The sequence below is a fragment of the Candidatus Flexifilum breve genome (assembly GCF_016713355.1).
The window spans coordinates 145210-162724 of the sequence record NZ_JADJPI010000019.1 but is presented as its reverse complement, the minus strand read 5'-3'; the positions used below and the strand labels follow the sequence as shown (position 1 = coordinate 162724).

Here is a 17515-nt window from a genome sequence, read left to right as displayed (position 1 = left end):
TCGTTGGGCAGATGGACGTTCGTCTTTGTGTTATTCGTATGGTTGATGATTGACGCTCTAATCCGGTTGCTTATGCTGTTCGTCATAGCATATCCGCTCCTTACTGCCAGTGTGATGCTGGCACACTCTAAGCTGAGGACTCGTCCAAGCGCATCCCCATGTCCGTTTCGATTAACTTCCCGCGGGCGATCAATTTCAGCATTTGGGCGTTCAGAGTGATGTCCTGTGCAACAAGCTGTATGTCCGGGTAGTACAGGCGATAGTAGCTCACCAGCAGTTTGATCGCCTGCTCCAGTTCGGCGATGCTCACGTCCTCAATGTGCCAATCGATCATCAAAGACACAAACCCGTCTGGCGTCAGCCCGAACTTGGCGGCATTCAGTTCTTCATTGAGCCGGAGCACATAACGGCACAGGGCTTCATAATTTGACCGGTAGATGACCAACTGTTCCAGCGTGGCGTGGAAATAGATCATGTGGACGCCGAGCTCGATCCGAAAGCTGAACATGGGCTGGACGCCGTGATACTTTCACCTCCCAGTAATCCTGTTCCTTTGTTGTGCTCCCAATCCCATAGTTCGCGTTCGCGGTTTTTCAGAACCTCCAGACAGGTGCTGATGATATAGGCGTGCGGTGACATGCTATTCAACCTCGATGTTGATGTAGATTTCCCGTTCGCTGAATGTGCGCTGGTCGAGAAGCTGCCGTTTGTCGATGGGCAGCAGACCGCCGCCCTTCTCCGCCTCGTTTGTCCACAGCATGGCTTCCCCGTTGAACACGTCCGGCGCTCCGCGCTCGTTGAACAGCCGATAGTTCTGGTAGGTGATCATGCGTACAACCTCCACGCAGATGTCATAGAGCGAGAGTTCCGGTCGGAAATTGCCACCCTCCTCCGGTCGTTTCAGCCCATCGATGCAGATCGGATAGCCGAGCAGTCGCTTGTAGATGTCGGCATGGCGCCGTTTGAATTCATCTTCCGTCATGTGCGCCTGCTCAAGGATGACTTGATTGCGTTTTTCGGCTGCCCGTTCGACCGAGATGATGTTGGGATGAAAGATCGGCGTCTCGAACCACATTTGTGGGAACGTCCGGGAAGCGGCTCGGCAGTTGATTCGCATGACGTGGCTTTCGCCGATGTACCTTCGTTCGGAATGCGTCCGAAGAACACACTCTGCGGACCGGGATTGGCGATCAGCGCCTTACAGGAATAGGTGACGAGGTATTCCTCAGGATATTTGCCTTCCGGATCGTCGGCTCGAGTGAAGTAGTCAAAGCTGATCAGCGAACTGTCTTCGATAAGTTCGCGCATTCCTTCCAGTTCGGATGTCAAACGTCGATCACGTATCGTTGGCATAATTCCCCTTTGCCTCTAAAGTCGATTTGGTGAAAGCGCCGCCGGGAAATCGCCCGTCAATTGAAATAGGCGTCTCGATTACCACAGCGCGCATGAATGATGTGTCCCGGCGGAATGCCGACTTCGCTCAGTTTCAGCTCGAGATACGGATAGTCCTTGCCGATATGTCCTTCAGACAGCGGTCGGCGCGAGCTGTGACAGTGGGGGCAGGTGATCAGTGCTTCGCTCACTTGAAGGATGGAACCGAACCAGCGTTCGAAGTTTCCGCATTCACTGCACAGCAGCCCGCTGACCACCTCGTTATTGTCGAAGCGCAAAGCGGCACGTTCATCGTCGAAGTGGCGTTGCGCTGTGTGGAGTAGGTCGCGCAGCGTGAATGCCGCCGCCGCTGCTTCTGGTAGTTCGATGAGCGGATCGGCTTTTTCATGGCTGATGCAGTCTGCGCGCTCCGGCAGTTTGAAACGCTGGAGGTTCGGCGGCGTACTGGTGTAGACGATGCCAGTCCCAAACTCGACGGGCATCCCGTGCAGCCAGCGAATCACTTCCTGCACCTGAAGGGCGGCAATCAGCGAAGCGCCCGTCGGCGTGGTCGGGATCGTGCCTTCGAAGACGCCGCTGCGCGCGACGCCGGTACACGACACACGATCCCAGAGGAGGGCACGATCCTGTTCGGTTAAAATGCACTCGTAGCACGGCGCTTGTGCTGCCCCAAACAGATGTACATGCCCGTTCAAGCCATCCAGCGCGCCTTCGAACCAAGGAATGCCAACACGCCAGCAGTAACGATTGATCCACAGCCGTGCCGCGCGATTATCCAGACAGCCGATGACGGCGTTCATCCGGCGGAAGACGCCGACGCCGATTTGCCACGTCAGATCACCGTGCAGCCAGCTTAACTCGACATCAGGATTAATCGGATGCGCGCGTTCGGCTGCCATCTGCGCCTTCGGCTTGCCGACATCCCCGGCGCGGAATAACACCGAGCGGGATAGATTCGTCTCCTCGATCCGGTCAAAGTCCACGATGTAGATCGCCTTCACGCCGATCAAGGCGAGATTCTTGATCACCTCGTTGCCGAGCGCGCCCGCGCCTGCGACCAGCACCCGCGCCGATTGCAGCGTCGTCAGATTCCAGCCCGCCTGCAGCAAGCGGCTGTAGCGGTTTTCCTGCTCAACGTCGATCACTTCGACCAGTGGTTCCACTTACGCGCCTCCGCTGCTGACGTTGCCTAAATTCCTAGAATAGTCACAGGAAGCACAATGCCCGTTGTCGTGTGTTTGCCAGCACTCGACATGATGCGGCTTGCTGCACTCCGGGCAGATGATCACCTCTTCGCCCACGTGGAAAGAGGCTAAACAGTACGGGCATTTGCGCTTGCGTCCATAATCGTCGCACTCAAGCAGGTAAGAGCCGGGTTCGATGATGAAGCGATCAATTTCGTGAAACAACACCTTCAGGTTGTTGAGCGAAACGCAGTCATTTTCGCGGACGATCTTGAAGTCAGCAACGCGCAGCCCGCCGACTTTCGTTTGTGTGCCGGTGTAATCCAACACGATCCAGATTCCGCGCCGTGTGCGGAAGAAGGCGCACTGCTGCGGCGGTTTCTTGGCTTTTTGATCGTCCGTCCACACCGTGATCGTGCCGCGATCATTGTATATATAGTTGAGTTTGTCGCTCGCCAGCGCGAAGCTTTCGCGCGTGTCTTGGTTGATCAATCGCGCCATGCTGCCCTCCCGGCTGCTTATTCCAAAGGTTTTGTGTCAAGAATTTCGATTTCAAAATCATCATCGTCCGACGGTGGTGCGGGTGGGCGATAATCCGGAAATAACTTTTCAGAGACGACTCGTCGCTGTCCAGCGGATCGAGCAGCGCGAGGTCGATCCGAGGATCGTCGCCGCGAATATGATGCCAATCCATATGCAGACGCTTGCCGCGCGCTTGCGCCCCGTGAATAGCCTGACTTCGCACGTGGGCGCGCGTCCCGCTTGGCGCTTTCTGACGTGCCCGCTGTACCGGCGCTGGGTCGTGAATAATCGATTCAACATCCGGTAGGCGGTAAAACAAGCCGTTGGCGCGATCAATCTCGTGGTAGCGTAGATCGAGCGCGGTCAGCTTGAGCACAGCCGCGCGCGCCTTACCGTAGTGCGCCCAATCGAGGTGCGCGCGTTGGCGCAGTTCATCGACGCGCTGCCATTGATCGCGGTCGAGCTGGTTTTGGAACCACGCTCCCCACGGTGCTTGGGCGGGCGCCTTTGCCAAGGACGCAGTTCGCGCCAGCACCGGCTGCCACTGTTCCATCTCTTCCCACGTCATGTCCAAGTAGCTGAGACCTTCGGCGAGGATTTCGGCTTTGATCGCCCAATCCAGCAGGGTTGGCAGCGCGGGGGTATGGCGCTCAATCGCGTCGAGCACCCGCTGCCAGAGTGCCAACAGCTCGTGCGCGTCGGGGTCGTTCGGGTAGTACTGTGCGGTAAAGTTGCTGGCGGCGCGCCAGTACGCCCACTGAATCTCAAGCGCCGTTGCGCTTGCTTGCGCCTGACCCCGCAGCAGCAGTCGTGTCTTGAAGTTGAGATCATGCGCGACCGCATGAAGCGCCCGCACGGGGTTGACGATCTGAATTTCCGGGAAGGCGGCATCTGCTTCGAGCATGTCGAGCACCAACCCTGTTGTGCCCAGTTTGAGCAGCGACGCCACTTGCGCCATGTTTGAATCGCCGAGGATCAGATGCAGCCGCGCTGTGCTGCGCGGGTCGCTCAAGGGTTCGTCGCGGGTGTTCACGATGGGGCGATGGCTGCGGGTATCGACAGAGGCTTCGACGGTGATCAGATCGGAACGCTGCGACAACTGGAAGAAGGGCGGCTGATCGACGTCGAGCTGCGTCCCGATGCGTCCCGCGCCGCACATGATTTGCCGTGTGATCAGGAAGGGCACCAAGCGGCTGATCGTCTGATCGCGGGCACGTCCGGGAGCCATCAAGCGCGCTTGGATCGAATAGTTTTCATGACAGCCATAGCTGGCGTTCGTGCTGTAATTGATGTTGTTCTTGACGATCAGCACCCGCCCGCCGTTCAACTGCGCGGATACATGCTGCGTTGCGCCCGCCAGATCGTAATCGGCAGCGAGATCGTAGATGAGCGCCTGCTTCGGCGAGCTGGATTCCGGCGCTGCCCATTCAAACAGCCCGGTGTCCTGATAGAAACGCGCTCCGCTGGGGATGAAGAAGCCCTCGTCTACTTCGACGAGACTGCTGCGCGTGGTCGAACCGCGAACCAGTGTCGGATCGCAGATGGCATACGGACGCTGACCGAGATCGGTGGGTGCCAGCAGCCAATCACGAAGCTGTGCGTACAGCCGTTCGGTGGTGAACGGCTGCACAGTTCCCGCGCCGCCGGCGATATGGTGAGTCAGCGCGTATTCGGTTTCTAGGCTGTAGACCCGCTTGTGCATGATGTGCTATTCGCCACCCGTGCTGCCACGATTGAGATTCTCGACAATGCCGGTGTCTTCCATGAATTCACCCAGATTGAGACCCGGTCTGCGTTTACGGGGCATAGGGACCGAGCTGGTCCGTCAGGGGGTCTGATCCTGAAGGCGGCGGTGGTGGCTGTTTGGTCTTCGACACCTGTTTTTGCTGCTGTTTCTGCTGTTGAGTCACGGATTTGTGCTCCTCTCTGAGTGCGAATCGCTGGTGTAAAGCAAACGGATCAAAGTTTCTAAATCAGGGGATTGATCCCAGTACGCCGCGAGGCGGGTGATCCCGTCATCGCGGGGGTCGTCCAAGAACCAGCGCCAAACGGTTTCTTTCGCACCTTTGAAGACGAGCGAGTCCCAACTTGCCGCTTGAAGTTGTCTGCCGTAGCGTTCGAGACACGCTGTGCGTAAACGAGCGCGAGTCGAAGGCGGCGGGGCGGCAGCTGCCGTCTTCACTTGTTCAGCCGGAATCAGTGTTTCAGCGACCCCTTGGCTCTTCAAGTAGCTGAACAAGGTAGGCTGTACATCGATTTGGTGATATTTGATGTCCAACGCGCGGAGGCGTGGATCGTCCCAAGCACAGCCGAGCTCTTCCTGCTGTGCCAGAAGCAGATCGTATTTGATGATCCAGTCGATCCGTCCTGCCAGTTGAAACGGGTCGGCGGCTAGCTGGTCGAGGACATTTATCCAGTGCTGGCAGAGGTCGCGCCGGTAGCCGTGATCGCCTTGGGCGTCGAGGTACTGCCCGACCGCCTGCGCCAGCACCCGCTGAAGGTCTATCGCCGTTAGCTCTCTGCCGTCTTCCAGTTCGACCGTCGCGCGACAAGTGATCGTGAGGCGATTGCCGGTTCCCGCCCAGATGGGGTCTGCCAGTGCAAGATTGAGCCGCAGCCGCGATTCGGACAGCGCCTCCAGAACGAGGGCGGTAGTCCCCACTTTGAGGTAGGTGCTGAACTCGGACAGGTTTGCGTCGCCGACGATTACGTGCAGCCGTCGGAAGCGCGCCGGGTCGGCGTGCGGTTCGTCGCGCGTGTTGATGAGCGGGCGGTCGTGGGTGGTTTGAAGCCCCAACACCGTCGTGAAGAAGTCGGCGCGCTGCGAAATCTGGTATTTGACCTGCTGACCGATTTGGGCGATCTTGCCTGTGCCGCAAAGGATCTGACGCGATACGAGAAACGGAATCAAGCGCCGAATACAGTTGGTGCGAACGTGCGCCGAACAGATTGCGGTACTGATCCGCCGAGACGAGATAATTCTCGTGGCAGCCGTAAGAGTTGCCGCGCGCATCAACGTTGTTTTTGTAGAGGGTGAATTGTTCGGCTTCGGGACGGTTAGCATTGATGTGCGCGATCAAACTGCTCAACCACACTTCGCCCGCGCGATCATAGCAGACGACCTCCTGCGGCGTTGCGCATTCCGGGGTAGACCATTCCGGGTGGGTGTGATCGAGATAGAAGCGCGCTCCGTTGGGCAGCATGAAACTCGGAATCAGCTCCTTTTCGACGACGAAATCGCGCTCCTCCACCGGCTTTGTCAGGGTGTACTGCGGTTGAGTGGGGATGTTCCCGGCATCAATGAGCTGCAGCGCGCCCTGCGCTTCGATGGTTCCGGCTGCCGGGGCAAAACCGCGCGCATCAAGCCAAGGACGCTCGGTCGCATAATCCCAAGGCGTCGCGTAGCGCGGTTCCCATCCGGTGAACAGTTCGCGCGCATCGGCAGGACCGCCGCCCTTGGTAGCCAGCGCATACTCGGTTTCGATCCCGATAATCTGCCCGGTGATCATGGTGCGTTAGTTCCGGCGACGCGGGTCCACTGCTGTTTTTGCCGCCAGCCAAAGGACTTGGAGAAGTTGCGCACCAGCCAAGCTTCTTCGCTATCGTCAACCTCATCTTTCAACTCGACGCTGATTTCGAACTGGTCGCTGTCCATGTAAGCGCGCTGCAATTCCGGCTGATTGGCATTCCTGTTTGACGGCGAACCGCTTCGCCCGGGCGATGATGTTGTTCAGCATCGCGCCGCTCATGATTTCTTTCAGTTCTTTGGTTAGCGAACGCGCTGCGCCTGGCTTAGCGCCCTCAGTCTTGTTCAGTGCGACGACGCGCATAATGCTCCCATGGTTGTACAGCAGCTTGATCATTAAGTTGGTCAAGCGAGCGGCTTCGGTGATGCGCGCCTGAATGACCGCAGCAACGACCGGAAGCCAGTTGTCCTGAACGTAGCGCGCGACGGCGGCGGACAGCGGCGCGTGCGCATAATCCAGCGCCAAGACGCCCCACACGCGCGTCGAGTCATTGGGCGAATGCAGCACCCACAGCGCATAGCGATCAGCGGCGTTTTCTGTGTAGCGCACGTCGATGCGCGGTTCCTGCTCATCCAGCACCGCCTGTGCCGCTTTCAACCGCTGCTTGACAAACGGATCATCCTCGTCAGGCGAGAAACCAGCGGAGGCATACAGCGCGAATTTTTTCGCACGGCGGCGATTTTCATCGTACTTATAGGCATCGCTCAGGTACAAACTGGCGCGACTCCCCGGCAGCCGAGCGGTGAGCGTTTCCAGCGCCTCGCTCATCTGCTGAACCAGATTCTCCGGCATCTCGATTCCGTGTTCCGGCGCGTAGGTCGGAAAGACGGCGGCGATCATCTGCGGCGAGGCGTTCTCTGCCGGAACGCGAACAGCGCGGTGCGAAGGGGAGGTCGGGCGTGAGGTACTGCGTCAAGATTCAAGGTGCGCCTTCGTCATCCGGGCGTGGGATTTCGATCTTGAAGTCCATGCGACCGGGACGCTGCACCGCCTGATCGACGAGATCGAGACGATTCGTCGCGCCGATGATCATCGGGTGGCGCGATCTCAACGCCGTCGATTTCGGCTAGAAGTTGGGGAACAATCGTCTTTTGGATGTCGCTCGAAATCCCCGATCCGCGCTGGCTGAACATCGATTCGATCTCGTCAAAGAACAGCACGACCGGCGTATAGAACGTTGCTCGCTCACGGGCAGAGATGAAGACGTTGCGAATGTTGGACTCGCTTCACCCACCCATTTGCTGAGCAGTTCGTCCGTTGATGCTAATGAAGTAGCTTTTTGCGCCGTCGTTAAGGCCGACAGTGATTTTATCCTGCTCTTGATCGAGATTCCGTAGGTCAATGCCGCGCAGTCGCAAGAAGTGGCTTAGATCAGACGGAAAGTGTCGGATTGCCGTCGAACGCCGGATAAGCGCGTCCGCCGGTTTCTTGCCAGAAGCGGTAATCTTCGTCGTCGAGTTGGATGGCTTCGTCCTGCTGAAGATGCAGCATCAGCGTGATCGCCGCGAGGTTTCTTTCAAACTGCGCTCAATGTTCTGTGAGAGGCTGCGCGCGATTGCTTTGGCAATCATCGTCTTGCCACAGCCGGGAGGGCCGTGCAGCAAAATGCCCTTAGGACGATCCAACCGGTAACGGTTGAAGATGCTGGCGTAGGTATAGGGGGCTTCGATTGCCTCACGAATCTGTTCGATTTTCGTCTGCAAACCGCCGATTTCCTCGAAGGTCACATCGGGGATTTCGCCCAAAAACAATTCTCTGTTGCTGTGTTCGAGGAGTTCAACGGCGATGCCGAGACCGGGCAGCACCCGCAGTTTGTCGCCTACGCCGATGTTCTCTTGACGCAGATGCGGCAGTCCTTCGATGATGCTCTCACTTTGCCCGTTGCTGATCTTGATTTTGAGGTAGCCCGTTGAGGCGGCGGGCGCTGTGCCACTTTCCGTATCGTCGTCATCTAGCACCTTGACAACAGAGACGGTTTCACCCTGCACATAGGTGTCGAGCAGTTTGAAGATGTCGCGCGTCTGCTGATCTACCCAGATTTGGCGTCCCGCAACCAGTTCCGCTTCCTCGGGTACGGGGGTGATCCACATATCGACTTCATAGCGTTGACCGCCGACACCGACTAGATAACGATCATCGTCCGCGCGACCGAGCAGCACACCGTCGATCAGCGTCATAAACGTGTTTTGCAGGCGCACGACGGCGAGCGTCTCGCGATCTACCCAGACTTCGCGTCCGGGGATGAATTCGGCGGGGTCGGGGAACGGGGTAATTTTGACATCGACCTCGAAACGATCACTGCCCGCGCCGATCACGACCCGTTTGTGCTCATCCAACGTGCCGAACAACACCGCCTGCATGATCGTTGGCGGTTCGGCGGATTGTTCCAGCAGTTGATCGCGCAAGTGGCGTGCCGCTTCCAATCGCCGGAATTTGCCAAATAGAGCACGGCGTCCCAGGATTTTCTTCCAGCAGCGCTTGTGCCTTAGCTTCGATCTGCTCGCGCCCGGCAAAGGTGTCCTCCGAGACACGGGCGAGAAGTTCATCACGAAGTTGGCGAGCAGCTTTCCATTCCCTTTGACCGCGAGATACAGTACGCGCTCCCAAGGTTTTGTTTCTGCTTCTTGTCGAAGCTGATCGATGTCTTTGAGTGAGACTTCGCCGATCTTTTCTACAAGATCATCTATATCCTTCATGCTTTTCCCAACCCTTTGACGATTCGCTAGGAAGATGGCGAAAACAAGAGCTGTATTTTCCTTATGGCACCGGAATTATGAATCCGCTATCCATAGGTCAACTTATTATAGTGCTGTTTTATCTCGTACTTTATTCAATTGACGTAATGGAATTTACCTGCTGTAAGTCATGTAGTAGCTAGGAGCTAACTATCAAGCGCGTGAGCAGCAAACTGATGCTGTTGCGGGCCAGAAGTCAACACAACGAGGTGACTAATGAGCGTTCTCCGTAGATTCGCTATGTACAGCGTCACCAAGGACAAGGCGTTTCCACCAGCACCCGCTCGTTCCAGATGCCCCGCAAACAGCTTCAGGTTTGCGGGAATGCCGTTCGCATCGTTGAAACCGGTGTCGGCAAAGACAATACTCCCGTCCACCTGCGTAGTGACCAATGGCAGAGAGACTCGATCATGGACGTTGGCGCTGTGCCCCCCAACTGACGACTTGTCCCAGTCAATGAGCAACCAACACCGCTTCATGCCGACAATCCAACGCAAGTTCGATCTGCCTTTCTTGCAGATCTGAGATGGGCTGCGTTTCTCTCGGATCGGATGAATCAGTTCAATTCCATAGCGGTCGATGACCGTGAGGAAAGTGGACTGGCCAAGAATCGTCTAAACCAGTCTTGATGGGTTCGCAACAGTCATTGCAGGTGTGTTCGTTCTAATACACCTGCGAACAGCGCCGCGTAATCACCGCTCAACCAGCGGTAAAATGCGCGGAAGTAGCCGTCTTTGAGCGCGAAAAGCAGTCCAATCGTGACCAGTTCGCTCGGATACAGTTTCGCCTGTGGAAGTTTCTCAACACTGCCCATCTGGTCATCTACCCAACAAAATAATCCGATGATAAAGTCTTCTGTGGTTCTGGCTCATATCTTCAGCAGGCTGGTGACTATGGGTTGTATGATGTTCGTGACCTTTTTCAACTAGCACCAATGGATAGTAAAATATTCACGGGTGAAGAGAATAATGAACCCTTCTGGAACCCCTGTTGGGGTAGGCATCTGTACGAGATATACTTGTGTCAGCTAAGTTTTACGCCGGGATTGTTCATGACAAGAATATTCATAAACTATCGACGCGCGGATAGTGCCGCCTATACAGGCAGAATATATGACAGGTTAGTTGCTCAGTATGGAAGAAAACGAGTGTTCATGGATGTTAGCAGTTTGTGCCCCGGAGTCGACTTCATTGAAGAGATTGAAAAAAGCGTTAATGGGTGCAACATATTTATTGCTGTGATTGGTCCTCAATGGCTTTCTATCACAGATTCACAGGGAATACGACGTCTAGACAGTAGCGAGGATTATGTGCGGCTTGAAATAAGTATGGCCCTAAAAAGCCAAATACCAGTAATCCCTGTCTTAGTTGCTAAGGCTATAATGCCGAGAAGCGAGGACTTACCAGAGGCATTGATCGCTTTTGCAAGAAAACATGCACTTGAAGTGAGCGACGATAGATTCGCCTATGATGTTGGAAGGTTACTCTCTGCAATCAATGACTTAAGAAAAAACGATAGCAACGCTACGAAAATTCCGGTGGTGATTTTGGTTCAATCGAAAGGAAGGAAGTTTAAGGCTGAACTGCCAATTCATATAGAACTGAGGCGCTTGATCAGTCCTTTAATAAATCGTTTGGGATTGCCAGCAGAGAGCCAAGACGGCAGACCAGTAACATATACTTTTTACAGCGAAACGCAACAAAGACCCTTAAATTCTGTGCTGACACTTGATCAAAATGGTGTTGAGGCCAATGATGTACTGTCCTTAATTCTTCAAATGGTTGCGGGAGGGCCAATTCGCTCGGTTAAGTGAATGGTCGTATAGGCGAGCAAATAGGCATCGGAGGGATCTGACTTCGAGCGGCGTGGGCGGCGATGGGCAACGACGGATGAGGGCGTGACGTAAACGGCCCAGTGTTGTTCCAGCATCCAATCGACCAGCAAGCCATCCGAGCGCTCAATGTTGAGCCGAACCTGCACGGTTCCATACCGCTCAACGAGTGCTTGGGCTGCTCAAAACCTGCATGGGACTGCTTAATCGTCAGTTGGTGCAAAATCGTGCCGGCCGCGTCGAGTAAACACACATCGTGTTTATCCGTGGCCCAGTCAATGCCCAGAAAGAACATCGTGCTTTCTCCTTCCAACTCATCCCGACAGTGCATCCCACATTCCTACGCCAATGTGCAGGCTAAGGCGCTCACGGCGCGACAAGTTTATGACGGCGCAGCAATGCCCGACCTCGGCGAACGCTCGCCAGGAAGTTCTCGCGGAACGGCAAGCTAAGGGTTCTGCGGACGTCGGTGGCATGCAGGGCAAGTATGCCGTTTATCCTACAGGCCAGGCACACGGTGTGCGGAGGTACTCTGCGAACGACCTGGCAGTCGTTCGCCCTGCCGCTGTGCGGCAGGCGGCTAACGTTGGGAATAGCGTGCAGGGCACAGCGTCTGGTCGCTGTGTCCTGCACGCTATCCCTGCCGTGGCAATGTCTCTTCACATTCCCAACGTTAGCCCGCAAGCTAAAAGCTTGCCACCTCATGCGCCGGTGGGGCTATGTGCCGCACTCACGTGCCGCACCCCGCCGTCCCCTACGGGTGACGACGGGAACCTGAGCGCGACCTGTCGCGCTCAGCGGACGCACCCCGCGACGCGCGTCCGAAAAACCACCAACCGCCGACATTTTCCCGCCCTTCTGCAATGCAGATCCCTCAGCCTACCCTCTTGCACTGCAACCGGAGGATTCCGGTCCTGACTGGACGATTCCGGATACGAAGGCGGCCGACCTTGATAGACTGCAAGAGAAACAAAGCTGAATTGAGGCGGTTTACTTGAGCGGTTCGCAACTCAAAAACTCGACAACTGAATATCTCGAGCGGCAGCGCGATCAAACGTCTGACGGAATCGAGACTGCACCAAACATGTATGACTTGAGAGCTGCCTACAAAGCACTCATCCTCGGGTATGTGCGAAAGGGGGGTGTGAGCGCCGCACCAGTGCAAGGCGCTACGCCGGATGCAGCGCGGGCAAATGATGCACAACACTCGTGAGCTTGGGCAAGGCAATGTAGACTCTAGCCATTGAGATATTGTGATTGTACGGGTTATCCTGTACACTGTGAGAAGCTATCAATGGCAGAGGAACTGCTTAGCCCGCCACAAGCGGCTGAAATCGCCAAGGTTCACGATGATACTGTTCGCCGTGCGATCGAGTTTGGGCTGTTGAAAGCGCAGAAGGTTGGAAGAACATGGGCAATTCGGCGCGATGACTTGCAAGCTTGGATCGATGCGGGGAAACCTAACCATCGACGCAAGTCAACGCGAAAGCCTAAAGCTGACGAGGATGACAGTCAGCTAAGCAACGGCACTGACAGGAGTCAGTGAGAATGCAAAGTCGGGTGCCCGCCTAGGAAACTGACACCCGACTTAAGTCCAGACGCTAATCTAGACCTATAAGGATTCTACCACATGCCCGCGAAGCGGAAATATCAGCCGCAGCGCAGTGCCGACGTGCCTGCGCTCCCCGGTAGCTTGCCCCTTGATCGCGCCGTCGCCGTCTACTACCGCCAATCATCTATGAAGCAGGTAGGGAATGTCTCGACCGACATTCAGCAGATTGATCTACCCCGTTATGTGAACTCGCTTGGTTGGAGCCTCGATGCAATTCTACTGATCGATGAAGATGAGGGCGTGAGTGGTGCGAAACGTATTGACGAACGCAAGGGGATGAGCCGCCTATACAACCTCATCATCACTGGTTCGATTGGAACCGTCGCAGTGCAAGCTGAAGATCGCCTGTTTCGCGATGAAACGCAAATTCAGGTCAATGTGTTTATCGATGCCTGCGTCAAGAACAATGTCCGCGTGATCACGCCTTACTTCAAATACAACTTCGCTGACAAGCACGAAGGACCATACCATCGCTTGCTTTTCCGAATGCGCGCCGAACAAGCCGCTGATTACCTGAACTCGTATGTCCGTGGACGCCTCATGGCAGCTAAAGAACGTATGATGCTACAGGGCATGTGGGTAGGAGGAAACATCAACCTCGGCTTCATGGTAGATGATCGGAAAAATCTGGCCAGCGGCATTCCTAATCCGGCTTGGCGGCGCTATGTTCCATTTGAACCTGTTGCCGCTGTGGTTGTGCAAATCTTCGAAACGTTTGTTGCCAAAGGCGGTAACATCCGGGCGACACTGCGCCACATCTTCGACAATGGCCCGCATTTCCCCGACTTCGACGATCCCGCGCTCCAGCATCTTGTGCCGCCCGGTTTCATGTGGGCTAAGCCGCTGCGCATGCTTAAGCGCGGCAATGTTTACATGCCGGGCAATCTCGCGCTCGTAAACATGATGACCAATCCGGTATATCTGGGACATTGGATGCATAAGGAGCGGGTTGTTGTCTGGAATAATCATCCGGCAATCGTGCCCGAAGAGTTGTTCTACAAAGCTTTCAACTATCTGTCACCGTACACATTAGAAGGCGAAGAGAACCCGCACTACACGCCACGATTGGGGCGTGTGCATTCAACCAAGAAGAAGCTTCGTACCCCACCAAAAGCCGTCTATGAAGGGCTGCTCGGTAGTTTTCATGAAGGAAAATGGCGCAATGCCACTGTTGCTTGGCGTAACTCGATTGCGACCTATGCCTATAACTGTCACTACATGGATTTGGCCGATAATCAGCATTTGCTGTGGGCGCGGCACTGTGAATACTTCGACAACGCGATCACCGATATGCTGCACGCGAAATTGCGCGCCACGTTTGATCCTGCTGTGTGGGAGGAGGTCATTGCATCCGCCAGTGAAGATTTTGACACAGCGCGACGAATGCTTAGGCATCAGTTGGTCACGGTGGAACAAAAGATGCAGGCACTTGTCGCCAATTTCAGCTTTGTCCAATCAGAAACACTGTTCAAAGCGCTGGAACGCGAGTATGCCAATCATGATCTAGAGAAATCACGATTGGAAGGCAAGCTTGCCGATCTGGAACGGCGAGCCGAACAGCAGGACTCACTGATTGCCTTGGCAAAACAGGCTGAGGTTGTGCTGGCAACGTGGGATGAAATGGCAATTGACGCGCACCAGGCCGTTGCTCAGGCATTCATCGCGCGGATCATTGTTGATGTTCCCAATCGCTACAGCGTTGCCCGCGTTGAAATCTGCTGGCGAGATAATTCCAGCGATACCATCGAAGTCGCCTACCGTGCCGATGGCTCGACAATTTGGTTTCCATGGGAGGTTGAGGCGCTCACGGAGATGCTTAACGATGGCGTCGATCAGGTGACGATGGCGGCCACGCTGCCCGATCGCAACTGGCACGCAATTCGGTTGAAGGCCTACGAAATCATCGGCTCGCGCAATTTTCATATGTCTCCAAAGCCGATCCGCGACGAAGAGAAATATGCCGATTATCTGGAACGGCTTGAGCGCGACGGACACAAAGCCAACAAGACCAGTGGGAACCGTTGGCGCACGGATGAGTTGGAGAGTCTGGAGCGTTTACTGGATAGTGGGGCAACGCAGCTGGACATTGCCGCTGCGTTGCCCGTGAGAAGTTGGGAAGCAATCCGCAAGAAGATCGTGAAACTACGCGGACGTGGAATTACCGTGCCGGAGAGTGGGCATCTTGAGAACGACGAGACCATTCATGACTATCTAGATCGGAACCCTGAGGCCGCCGCTGCCATGGAGTTTTCATTCTCAGAGAATTCGTCACAACGAAGACGGACGAGAAGGCCATCGCCCCCGCGGCGAGCATGGGCACGAGCAGCCCGAGCATTGCGACCGGGATGAGGATGATGTTGTAGATGAACGCCCAGAACAGGTTTTGGTAAATTGTGCGCATGGTCGATTGGCTGAGCTGAATGGCGCGCGCGACGCTGCGCAGATCACCGCTCACGAGCGTCACATCCGACGCTTCAATGGCGATGTCCGTACCCGTGCCAATCGCCATGCCGACATCGGCTTGCGCGAGCGCGGGCGCATCGTTGATGCCATCGCCGACCATCGCCACCTTCTTGCCCTCGGCTTGCAGCGACTTGACCGCCTCCACCTTCTGATCGGGCAGTACCTCCGGCAGTACGCGCGTGATGTCCACCTCGTCGGCAATCGCCTGCGCCGTCTTCGCGTTATCCCCGGTGATCATTACGACTTCTAAACCGAGTCCGCGCAGTGTGGCGATGGCTTCGTGCGACGTCTCTTTGACCGTGTCCGCGATGCCGATCACGCCAATGACGCCGCTCTCGTCGGCAACGAGGATCGCCGTTTTGGCGTGCGCTTGCAGCGTTTCGACATGCGTGTTCGGTTCAGCGGAGATGTAGCGCGGGCTGCCCACACGGATCAGCTTGCCGTTGATGGTGGCGCTGACGCCGCGCCCTGACTCCGATTCAAAGCCCTGCGGCTGAGTGAGTGGCAGATTATTGGCCTTCGCCGCTTCAACCACCGCCTGACCGAGCGGATGTTCGCTGCCTCGCTCGACGCTGGCCGCGAGGCGCAGTACGTCATCCGCGCTGAGGCTGCCAGTAGCGATGACATCGGTGACGGTCGGTTCGCCTTTGGTGATGGTTCCGGTTTTGTCGAGCGCGATCACCTGCAAGCGATGTGCGTTTTCCAGCGATTCGCTGTTTTTGAACAGGATGCCCATCTCTGCGCCGCGCCCGGTGCCGACCATAATGGCCGTCGGCGTGGCGAGGCCGAGCGCGCACGGGCAGGCGATGACCAGCACGGCGACCGCGTGGACCATCGCCGTCGTGAAGCCAACCTGACCGATTACCAACCAGCCAAGGAACGTTAGCAGCGCTAGTCCGAGGACGATGGGCACAAACACAGCCGACACCTGATCGGCGATGCGCTGAATAGGCGCTTTCGACCCTTGCGCCTGTTCAACCAGGCGGATGATCTGCGCGAGGGCGATTTCTGCGCCGACGCGGGTGGCTTCGATGATCAGGCGTCCGCTTTTGTTGACGGTCGCGCCGATCACCGGGCTGCCCGTTGCTTTGTTGACGGGGAGGCTTTCGCCTGTGAGCATCGACTCGTCGACCGAGGAGCGGCCTTCGATCACCACGCCATCCACGGGGATGCGTTCGCCGGGGCGCACGATCAGCGTGTCGCCCGCAACGACATCATCCACGCTGATTTCCATTTCGACGCCTGCGCGCAGTACCAATGCCGTCTTGGGCGCGAGATTCATCAGCTTCTTGATCGCTTCGCTGGTCTTGCCCTTAGCGCGCGCTTCGAGCAGCTTGCCGAGCGTGATTAGGGTGATGATGACTGCTGCCGTCTCAAAGTACACATGATCGCCCACTTGATCCTGAACGCCAAGCACAATCGCGATTAACACGGCGACGCTGTAAATGTAGGCGGCGAGCGATCCCATTGCGATCAACGTGTCCATATTGGTGGTGCGGTTCTTGAGCGCCTTCCACGCGCCGACGAGGTACTGCCGTCCGACGTAGAACTGCACCGGGGTTGCCAGCAAACCGAAGACGAAGGGGAAACCCGCCCACAGCAGCCATGATACCAGCGGCGAAACCGTGGGTTCCATCGCCATCCCCATGCTGTCAACGGTCGGCGCGGACATCATGGCCTGCATGACGAAGTCGCGCCCCATGCTGAGGATGAACAGCGGCACGGTGAACAGCAACCCGATGAGCAGGTTGCGTTCCTGCCGCTGGATTTCAGCTTCACGCGCCGCGCGTTCGGCATCGACTTCTGTCCCCGGCGCGGCCTTCGAGAGATCGAGTACGCCGTAACCAGAGGCCTCCACCGCCTTGATGAGATCCGGGCGGCGGACCGCGCCGGGCAGATAGGTGACGGTCGCCTTTTCGTTGGCGAGGTTCACGTTGACGGATAGCACCCCCGGCGCTTTGTTGATCGCGCGTTCGACGTTGCGGACGCATGAGGCACACGTCATGCCCGTGATCGGCAGTTCGATAGTCGCCGTGGCGACGCCATAGCCCGCATCTTTGATCCGGTCGATCAGCAGGTTGGTGTTAAGTTTTGTTGGGTCAAAGACGACACTGGCGCGTTCGGTGGCGATGTTCACGTTGACCTCGGCCACGCCGTCGGCCTTCTTGATCGCGCGTTCGACGTTGCGCACGCAGGCCGCGCACGTCATCCCTGTCACGGGCAAATCGATGCGTACTTCCGTCAAGATA

Annotated in this window: 14 protein-coding genes and 4 pseudogenes; 3 read left to right on the top strand and 15 right to left on the bottom strand. The window is 56.6% G+C overall.

The features are described 5' to 3' along the window. Positions 1-127 precede the first annotated feature (127 nt). The 13 genes and pseudogenes from IPK17_RS17825 to IPK17_RS17765 form a co-directional block, all read right to left on the bottom strand. The gene (locus IPK17_RS17825; protein ID WP_343419038.1) at positions 128-508 is read right to left on the bottom strand and encodes a type III secretion system chaperone family protein; all 381 of its coding nucleotides are present in this window, start codon (positions 506-508) and stop codon (positions 128-130) included. Between the two features lie 132 nt (positions 509-640). Next, a complete protein-coding gene (locus IPK17_RS17820) occupies positions 641-1075 on the bottom strand; it encodes a hypothetical protein (protein WP_343419037.1) in 435 nt (144 codons plus the stop codon). A gap of 334 nt (positions 1076-1409) precedes the next feature. After that, complete coding sequence (locus tag IPK17_RS17815; RefSeq protein ID WP_343419036.1) at positions 1410-2555, bottom strand: HesA/MoeB/ThiF family protein; 1146 nt, start codon at positions 2553-2555, stop codon at positions 1410-1412. After that, on the bottom strand, positions 2556-3077 hold the full coding sequence (locus IPK17_RS17810) for an RING finger protein (RefSeq protein WP_343419035.1): 522 nt from the start codon (positions 3075-3077) through the stop codon (positions 2556-2558). It lies immediately after the preceding gene. Beyond that, on the bottom strand, positions 3001-4800 hold the full coding sequence (locus tag IPK17_RS17805; RefSeq protein WP_343419034.1) for a proteasome accessory factor PafA2 family protein: 1800 nt from the start codon (positions 4798-4800) through the stop codon (positions 3001-3003). The genes IPK17_RS17810 and IPK17_RS17805 overlap by 77 nt, the downstream gene beginning before the upstream one ends. A gap of 204 nt (positions 4801-5004) precedes the next feature. Beyond that, entirely contained in the window at positions 5005-6111 is a 1107-nt protein-coding gene (locus IPK17_RS17800) for a proteasome accessory factor PafA2 family protein (protein WP_343419033.1), read from the bottom strand. Positions 6112-6118: 7 nt separating this feature from the next. Continuing rightward, positions 6119-6607: pseudogene (locus IPK17_RS40610) on the bottom strand (proteasome accessory factor PafA2 family protein); the annotation flags it as partial. 102 nt (positions 6608-6709) lie between these two features. Beyond that, positions 6710-7465 (bottom strand): hypothetical protein, encoded by a 756-nt coding sequence (locus tag IPK17_RS17790; protein ID WP_343419031.1) that lies wholly within the window; start codon positions 7463-7465, stop codon positions 6710-6712. 79 nt (positions 7466-7544) lie between these two features. Beyond that, positions 7545-7676 carry an AAA family ATPase gene (locus IPK17_RS17785; RefSeq protein WP_343419030.1) on the bottom strand — a complete coding sequence of 44 codons (132 nt, stop codon included), beginning with the start codon at positions 7674-7676 and terminating at the stop codon, positions 7545-7547. A 52-nt stretch (positions 7677-7728) separates the two neighbouring features. After that, positions 7729-7824 (bottom strand): annotated as a pseudogene (locus IPK17_RS17780) (hypothetical protein); the annotation flags it as partial. A 341-nt stretch (positions 7825-8165) separates the two neighbouring features. Then, a pseudogene (locus tag IPK17_RS41075) lies at positions 8166-8316 on the bottom strand (AAA family ATPase); the annotation flags it as partial. A gap of 1190 nt (positions 8317-9506) precedes the next feature. Then, on the bottom strand, positions 9507-9857 hold the full coding sequence (locus IPK17_RS17770) for a hypothetical protein (RefSeq protein ID WP_343419028.1): 351 nt from the start codon (positions 9855-9857) through the stop codon (positions 9507-9509). Between the two features lie 146 nt (positions 9858-10003). Beyond that, a complete protein-coding gene (locus tag IPK17_RS17765) occupies positions 10004-10174 on the bottom strand; it encodes a hypothetical protein (protein ID WP_343419027.1) in 171 nt (56 codons plus the stop codon). Between the two features lie 120 nt (positions 10175-10294). On the opposite strand from IPK17_RS17765, the gene IPK17_RS17760 reads away from it, so the two are divergent. Next, entirely contained in the window at positions 10295-11173 is an 879-nt protein-coding gene (locus tag IPK17_RS17760; protein ID WP_343419118.1) for a TIR domain-containing protein, read from the top strand. On the opposite strand, the gene IPK17_RS17755 is transcribed toward IPK17_RS17760, so the two are convergent. Then, the gene (locus IPK17_RS17755; RefSeq protein ID WP_343419026.1) at positions 11166-11486 is read right to left on the bottom strand and encodes an IS110 family transposase; all 321 of its coding nucleotides are present in this window, start codon (positions 11484-11486) and stop codon (positions 11166-11168) included. The two genes, IPK17_RS17760 and IPK17_RS17755, sit on opposite strands and share 8 nt — an antisense overlap. Before the next feature lie 999 nt (positions 11487-12485). Between IPK17_RS17755 and IPK17_RS17750 the strand changes: the two genes are divergently transcribed. Both IPK17_RS17750 and IPK17_RS17745 read left to right on the top strand, forming a co-directional pair. Further along, positions 12486-12737 carry a helix-turn-helix domain-containing protein gene (locus IPK17_RS17750; RefSeq protein ID WP_343419025.1) on the top strand — a complete coding sequence of 84 codons (252 nt, stop codon included), beginning with the start codon at positions 12486-12488 and terminating at the stop codon, positions 12735-12737. An 84-nt stretch (positions 12738-12821) separates the two neighbouring features. Continuing rightward, positions 12822-13796 (top strand): annotated as a pseudogene (locus IPK17_RS17745) (recombinase family protein); the annotation flags it as partial. Between the two features lie 1165 nt (positions 13797-14961). On the opposite strand, the gene IPK17_RS17740 reads toward IPK17_RS17745, so the two are convergent. Continuing rightward, positions 14962-17511: a heavy metal translocating P-type ATPase gene (locus IPK17_RS17740; RefSeq protein WP_343419024.1), complete on the bottom strand. Its 2550-nt coding sequence runs from the start codon at positions 17509-17511 to the stop codon at positions 14962-14964. Positions 17512-17515 lie beyond the last annotated feature (4 nt).